8 protein-coding genes are annotated in these 6,481 nt (G+C 66.2%); 5 read left to right on the plus strand and 3 right to left on the minus strand.

What is annotated here, in order from left to right; genetic code table 11:
• Positions 1 to 80 precede the first annotated feature (80 nt).
• The 3 genes from EJV47_RS27260 to EJV47_RS27270 form a co-directional block, all read right to left on the minus strand.
• Positions 81 to 1,637: a site-2 protease family protein gene (locus tag EJV47_RS27260; RefSeq protein ID WP_126696386.1), complete on the minus strand. Its 1,557-nt coding sequence runs from the start codon at positions 1,635 to 1,637 to the stop codon at positions 81 to 83.
• Complete coding sequence (locus EJV47_RS27265) at positions 1,609 to 2,277, minus strand: HAD family hydrolase (RefSeq protein WP_126696387.1); 669 nt, start codon at positions 2,275 to 2,277, stop codon at positions 1,609 to 1,611. Before EJV47_RS27265 ends, EJV47_RS27260 begins: the two co-directional genes overlap by 29 nt.
• A gap of 953 nt (positions 2,278 to 3,230) precedes the next feature.
• Entirely contained in the window at positions 3,231 to 3,674 is a 444-nt protein-coding gene (locus EJV47_RS27270; protein WP_126696388.1) for a hypothetical protein, read from the minus strand.
• Positions 3,675 to 3,720: 46 nt separating this feature from the next.
• Here EJV47_RS27270 and EJV47_RS27275 point away from each other — a divergent pair, with 46 nt between their 5' ends.
• The 5 genes from EJV47_RS27275 to EJV47_RS27295 all read left to right on the plus strand — a co-directional run.
• A complete protein-coding gene (locus EJV47_RS27275; protein WP_243651333.1) occupies positions 3,721 to 3,918 on the plus strand; it encodes a LytTR family DNA-binding domain-containing protein in 198 nt (65 codons plus the stop codon).
• Between the two features lie 204 nt (positions 3,919 to 4,122).
• A complete protein-coding gene (locus tag EJV47_RS27280) occupies positions 4,123 to 4,644 on the plus strand; it encodes an SMI1/KNR4 family protein (RefSeq protein WP_126696389.1) in 522 nt (173 codons plus the stop codon).
• Positions 4,645 to 4,668: 24 nt separating this feature from the next.
• Positions 4,669 to 5,247: a hypothetical protein gene (locus EJV47_RS27285; protein WP_126696390.1), complete on the plus strand. Its 579-nt coding sequence runs from the start codon at positions 4,669 to 4,671 to the stop codon at positions 5,245 to 5,247.
• A gap of 84 nt (positions 5,248 to 5,331) precedes the next feature.
• Complete coding sequence (locus tag EJV47_RS27290) at positions 5,332 to 6,144, plus strand: hypothetical protein (RefSeq protein WP_126696391.1); 813 nt, start codon at positions 5,332 to 5,334, stop codon at positions 6,142 to 6,144.
• A gap of 24 nt (positions 6,145 to 6,168) precedes the next feature.
• Positions 6,169 to 6,481: hypothetical protein (locus tag EJV47_RS27295; RefSeq protein WP_133372531.1), on the plus strand; the 313-nt coding region annotated here is incomplete at its 3' end.

The raw sequence follows: 6,481 nt of genomic DNA on the forward strand, positions 1-6,481 counted from the left end.
CAGAGCCGCCGCTTTCTTATGGGCAGCTATCAGCAACGGTAGTGGTGGGGCGACTTTCGAGCCGTACTACCAGCGCGGGTTTAGCCGGGCAGCACTTCGTCCTCGTCGGGGCGGCTGTAGAGGTTGATCCAGACCAGCTGGCGGAAGAAGTTGAACGTGTCGCAGCAGTTGGGGTCGTCCTCGTGGGGCTTGCTGCGGGCGTGGCGTACGAACAGGTCACGGGCGTCGCCGTCGGGCAGCACCTGCAGGCCGCGCACGTAGGCCGCGTCGGCCTTGGGCAGGGCGCCGCGACTGATGACGTCGTCGGGCGTGGTGGCCTCGTTCACGTCGCGGTGACTCAGGCCGGCTTCCAGCATCTGGTCGGCAATGCGGGCGGCCAGCGTCCAGCGGTACTCGGGGGCGGTGCGGTCGGGGGCAGAAGCGGAGGTAGGCATAGGCTCAGGTACGCGCGGCGGCGCGGGGCGTTGCGGGGCGGCCGGCAAGGCGTTGGGGCTGAAGGTAAAAGGCGCCGGGGAGAAGCACAAGCCAAAGACGAGCACCGTCAGCCAGCCCAGCACCCGCCGGCCGGGCGTGAGGGGCTGCTCGTCGGGCGCTTCGGGGTGGAAAATGCCCAGCCCCCGGGCCAGAATCAGGCCCAGCGTCAGCCAGCCGGGCGCCCCTTCCAGCGTGGGCATGGCTGTAGCCAAGGCCACCTGCAATGCCCACAAGCCCAGGGCCGCTAGCAGCACCAGCCGGCGCCGGGGCAGCAGGCCCCAGAGCAGCGCTACCAGACAAAGCAGGTAGGGCACCCCGCCGTACAGCCAGGTGCGCCAGCCGTCGGTGAGGTGAAACAGGCCCAGCCCGGCGTAGAAGACGAACGGCACGAACAGCCACGGAACCAGGCGGTTGTAGCCGTGGTAGCCCAGCAGTCCGTAGAGTACGCGCCCCCCGTCGAGCGGGCCGAAGGGCAGCAGATTCAGCCCCGTAATCAGCAGGCCCAGCGTGCCGGCGGCCAGCCAGGGGTAGTGCATCAGCGTGTCAGTGGGCGGCAGGTGCGTGGGGTCGGCCAGGCAGCGGGCCAGCAGGTGGTAGAGCAGCGGCGGCTGCGGCACCATCAGGTCGGGCAACGGGCGGACCAGGCCGGTGGGGGCGGGGGGCAGGTGGGTGAAGCCGTACGCCAGCAAGGCCACGGCCACCACCAGGCCCGCCAGCGGTCCGGCCACGGCCACGTCGAAAAACGCCCGCCGCGAGGAAACCTGGCTTCGGAGGCGGATAATGGCCCCCAGCGTGCCGATGTCGAGCACACCGTTCAGAAATGGCAAGTAGTAGGGCAGCGTGGCCCGGATGCGGTGCCAGCGGGCCGCAGCGTAGTGGCCAAACTCGTGCGCGGTCAGAAAGCCCAGCAGGGGCAGTGAATAGGCCAAGCCCCGCGCCAGCTCGGCCGCCGAAGGCCACCAGCCGCTTAGGCGCGGGAAGCTGTCCTGGGCCGTGGCGTCGAGCAAGCGGTGGCCCGTGAGCCACCCGGCGCCGGCCGCGGTGGTGGTCAGCAACGTCAGTAAGAACAGCCCCAGGTGCGTAGCGGCCGTCCGCCACCGCGGCACGGGGCGCCGGGTGGGTAGTAGCAGGTCGTCAGGGGTTAGCGGGGGCTTCGAAGGCACGGAGGGCGGCCGGCAGGGCCTCGGTAAGCGTCAGCGGCGGGGCCAGAAACAGGGTATGGATGCCCAGCGCCTCGGCCGTACGGATGTGCTGAATACTATCCTCCACGAAAAGGGTTTCCTCGGGCCGCCAGTCCAACTCGCGTAGCACGTGCTCGAAAATCTCCCGCCCCGGCTTGCGCAGCCCCACCTGCTGCGAATAGAACACGCGGTCAATCACCTCGGCTATGCCGTTTGCCAGGCCGTACTCGCGGCGCAGCATCTCGTCGATGACCTGGATATGAATGCTGTTGGTATTCGACAGCAGGGCCGTGCGGTAGCCCTGGCGGCGCAGCTCGCGCAGGTATTCCAGTCGCTCCAGCGGCACGTCGAGCAGCATGGCATTCCAGGCCGCGTCCAGCTCCGCGTCGGTGGCATGGCTGAGGTCGTAGTGGGTGCGCAGGCCCTGGCGAAAGGCCGCGGGCGAAATCCGGCCGGTTTCCAGCTCGTCGAACAGGGTCGACTGGGCCGCCTGGGTAAACTCAATAGTGGAGCCCACCCGGCTCAGGGCCCGCATGGCCGCCAGCGTCCGGTCGTAGTCGATGTTGATGATGACGCCGCCGAAGTCGAACAGCAGATTGGGCAGGCGGTGGTCAGGGCTCATAAGGGGAAGAATTTGGTAAAGCCGCCGCGAAATACGTAGTTTGCGGTGTCGCAGCCAATCTCATTCGGAGAGAAGCTATGACATGGGCCTATAGCTCAATCGGTTAGAGCAGCTGACTCATCAACAGAGCGTTCTTTGAATTAGAATGAAGCGGTGTGTTGTATGTGATGAACCCATAGCTGGTCAGAAGCAGAAGTATTGTAGTAATACTTGCAAGCAGAAGGGCCACTACTACCGGGTCAAATCACAGACAAACACCTACCACTCTCAAACTGTCCGGTCATTGAAGCGGAAGCTTCGCCTAATCGAGCAGTTAGGGGGGCGGTGCCAGAAATGCGGCTACTGTGCAAACACGGCTGCGTTGCATTTCCACCACTCCGATCCGAATAGTAAAGCTATCAAGCTGGATATGCGGGTTTTGTCGAATAGGACATGGGAGGTGATAATGGCCGAAGCCAGCAAATGTGAGCTGTTATGCTCCAATTGCCACGCGGAAGTACATCATCTGGAACTGGTGCTTCATCAAGTTCAAGCTATGTTCAGCGGTGCCTCCCGGCAGGAAACTACGGGATGAGCAGGGGGTTAATTCAGGGAAACCTGTTCGGCCGCAAACGGCAGCCGATGGCAATCCTGAGCCAAGCCGGGGAACGGTCATGATAGTACCCGGAAGGTGCAGAGACTAGGAAGTGAGCAGACCACGCAATACGCTTCCACCAACGCCCCCCACCTACGTTTGCCTCGCGGCAAATATGGTGATGAGATAGTCCAACTACTCCGGGAAACCGGAGGAAAGTGAATCAGCAGGTCGCTGGTTCGATTCCAGCTGGGCCCACCAAAAGCCCGGCCGAACACGTTTTATCGTGTTCGGCCGGGCTTTTTGTTCATGGCTACTCCTGGCAAGGCTACTGTTTTCTGATTACCGTAGCGCTACGCCAAGGAAACTGTGCAAAGACCTAATCTGCCAGCTGCACCGCCTTGTAGTTGTCGGTCAGATTCCAGTCGATTAGCAGGCTGCGCGGGTCGATGCCGGCTCGGGCAGGTTGGCTGGGTACGGTCAGCCGAATGGTCTGCTGGCCGGATTGGATGAGGTGCTTTTGCAGGTAGAGGGGCCTTCCCACCCGTTGGTCCGCTTCGGCAGGGGCGAAGACGCCGATTTCCACCCAGTCCCGCAGCGGACGTTTCGTCTCGGTGCCGGCGCTGTCGACTACCAGCTTGCGGGCCTGCAGGTGAATGGTGACCTGCCAGTTGCCGCCGCGGAGCTTTTGAGCAGTAGCGGTTTTCGTCTGCAGCTCCCAGAAGGTGTTGGCCCGGAACAGGTCATGGAGCAGCGGGTGGAGCGAGTCGGGGGTGGCCGCCTGCAGCTCCCGGTAAAGATCCAGCGAGGTAGGGCGGGGCAAGGTGCCGGGGCGGTGGTGCGCCAGCAGCTGCCGGAGCGCCCCGTTTATGACGCTGCTGAGTTTTGCCAAACTGGAGGAGCTGCTGCCCGCTCAGAACTTTGCCCGCGTGCACCGCTCTTTCCTGGTGGCCCTCGATAAAATCGACCACATCGAGAAAAACCGGATTCAGATTGCCGACCAGATTATTCCCATCAGTGACATCTACGCCGACTCGTTTTATAAGCTGCTGAACGGGTTGCAGTAGGAGCAATTGCCGCGGATTCCGGCAAGGTGTAGCGACGCATAGTTGCGTCTCGACGTCCGCGCCGTTTTGGGTTGTCGTGCAACGAGGCGCCTCTGCTTGCCCCGCCGCCCGCAAATTCGCTGCCGCCACCCAGCCGCCGAAGGCCGCTGCCGGCCAACCAAGCCCGGCGGTGGGCGTACCTGTGAGCAGACCAACTGCCCACTGATGTTCTTGCCCGCCGACTTCGACGCCCAGGACTTCTGGGACGACAGCCCCCACGCCGCCCAGCTCACCGAGCCCCCGCCCACCGACGAGCTGATACAGTCCATCGAAGCCGAGCTGGGCTACCGCCTGCCGGCCTTTTACGTGGCGCTGATGCGGGTGCGCAACGGCGGCATGCCGCGCCGCACCTGCTTTCCGACCACCCAGCCCACCAGCTGGGCCGACGACCACGTGGCCATTACCAGCATCAGCGGCATCGGGCGCCGCCAAACCCTGTCGCTCGGCGGGGCCCAGGGCAGCCAGTTCATGCTCGACGAGTGGGGCTACCCGGCCATCGGCGTGGTGGTGGGCGACTGTCCCTCCGCCGGCCACGACGTTATCATGCTCGACTACCGCGCCTGCGGCCCCCAGGGCGAGCCGGCCGTGGTGCACGTCGACCAGGAATGCGACTATAAAATCACCTTTCTGGCCCCCGACTTCGAGTCGTTTGTGCGCGGCCTGGTCGATGAATCCACGTTCGAGTAATTCCCGCTTATGCTGCCCTGCCCGATGCTGCACGTACTTGCCGGCGGCTTCCTGCTGCTGCCGGCCTTTCTCCAGACGCCGGCGCAAACGCCGACCTTGCCCGCCGCCATTCGCCGCGCCCTGCCGGCCGGCTACCAGGTGCTTGAGGCCGAGCGGGGCGACCTGAACCGCGACGCCCTGCCCGATTGGCTGGTGGTGCTGCACCGCCCCGACGAAAAGCAAACCTCCGACGTAATCGACCACCCCACCAAGCGGCCCCTGCTGCTGTTTGTGGCCGGGCCCGGCGGCACCTACCGGCTGGCCGCCCGCTCCGACAACGCCGTGTACTGCGTGGATTGCGGCGGCATGATGGGCGACCCGTTCGTGGGCCTGGCCATCAAGCGCGGCTACTTCACCGTGGAGCACTACGGCGGCAGCGCCCATCGTTGGACGCGCTTCGTGACTTTCCGCTACGACGAGGCCGCCCGCACCTGGCTGCTGCACCGCGACGGCAGCGAACGGTTTCACGCCCTCGACCCCGAGCACGGCACCAGCACCGCCACTACTGCCAAAAACTTCGGCCGGGTGCTGTTCACGCAGTTCGACATCTACAAGGAAAAATAGCCACGCACGCCGCTGCGCGCCCCAAGAACCCCGCCGGCAAGGGGGCCGCTGCACAACCGGCTGACCACCCAGCCACCACCGCCTATGACTACCACCCTGCGCCTCGCCGCGCTGCTGCTGCTGGCCACGGCCTGCCGCCCCGACGACCCCGCCACCGAGCAGTCAGCCCCCGAGCAGGCCGCCCCGGCGGCCGATTCGACGCCGGCAGCAGCCGTGCCGCCTGCCGCCGCCCGCCCCGCCGCGCCGGCCGATACGCTGCACCTGCCCGGCGGCCTGCTGGTGCAGCTGCGCCCGGTCACGGCCGCCGCGTTTGCCCGCTTGCCCGCCAGCCGCCTGCCCGACGTCGCCAACGACTTGTCCGCGGAGCGCTTCGACGCCACCGGGGGCCGGGTGCGCCGCCAGGGCCTCGACTTGCTACTGCAGCCCGCGCAGGGGCCGCTGGTTCGGCTGTCGTCGACGCCCGACGCGCAGTTCGCCATCGAGAACGGCGACGCGGTGCGCTACCAGTACCAGGGCAGCCTGCCCGCCGCCCGGCAGTGGGTGGTGCGGGCCTGGTACTGGGAATCGGCCGGTACGGTGCTGGTGGACCAGCGCACCGGCCGCCGCCTGGAGCTGCTCGGCGACCCGGCCCCCTCGCCCGACGGCCGCCTGCTGCTGCTTACCAGCCGGGGCCTGAGCGGGGGCGAACAGCCCAACGTGCTGGGCCTGGTACGCATCGACGCCGACGGCCCGCAGCAGCTCTGGCAGCGCGAGCCCACCTCCTGGGAACCCGACGAAGCGCGTTGGGCCGCCTCCAACCGCGTGGTGCTGCAAGTGCGCCGCCCCGACGCCGATGGCGCCATTACCGACGAAACGCCCGTCCACTACGCCGAGCTGACGCTGCCCGCCACCCGCTAATCCTGCCGCTTCGTGTCCCGCCGTGTGCTTCTGCTGGCTTTCAGCGGCCTGCTGCTGCTCGCCTGCCACCGCGACCCGCCCGAAAAGCCCTTGCCCAACGCCCCGCTGCTGGAGGCTGTGCCGGCCGGCTACCGCCCCGTCGACCGCCAAGACACCGTGGAAAGCTACTACGCACCCTACGAAGCGTTTGGGGACAGCACGTTTCAGTTTGGCGCCGCGCCGGCCTCGATACGCTCCGGTTTCGCCACCTGCACCCCGGGTTCGAGGAACTCGACCAGACCGGCTATTTCTGGTACTTCCCTCTGCGGCTGGCCCCGGCCGACTCATTGGCCGAGGA

The organism is Hymenobacter gummosus (assembly GCF_003970915.1).
Classification (GTDB): domain Bacteria; phylum Bacteroidota; class Bacteroidia; order Cytophagales; family Hymenobacteraceae; genus Solirubrum; species Solirubrum gummosum.

What these genes read in the sequence shown, in the direction of transcription:
- EJV47_RS27265 (WP_126696387.1), bottom strand. Translation starts at nt 2,277, where the DNA reads ATGAGCCCTGACCACCGCCTGCCCAATCTGCTGTTCGACTTCGGCGGC.
- EJV47_RS27275 (WP_243651333.1), top strand. Translation starts at nt 3,721, where the DNA reads ATGACGCTGCTGAGTTTTGCCAAACTGGAGGAGCTGCTGCCCGCTCAG.
- EJV47_RS27280 (WP_126696389.1), top strand. Translation starts at nt 4,123, where the DNA reads ATGTTCTTGCCCGCCGACTTCGACGCCCAGGACTTCTGGGACGACAGC.
- EJV47_RS27285 (WP_126696390.1), top strand. Translation starts at nt 4,669, where the DNA reads ATGCTGCACGTACTTGCCGGCGGCTTCCTGCTGCTGCCGGCCTTTCTC.
- EJV47_RS27290 (WP_126696391.1), top strand. Translation starts at nt 5,332, where the DNA reads ATGACTACCACCCTGCGCCTCGCCGCGCTGCTGCTGCTGGCCACGGCC.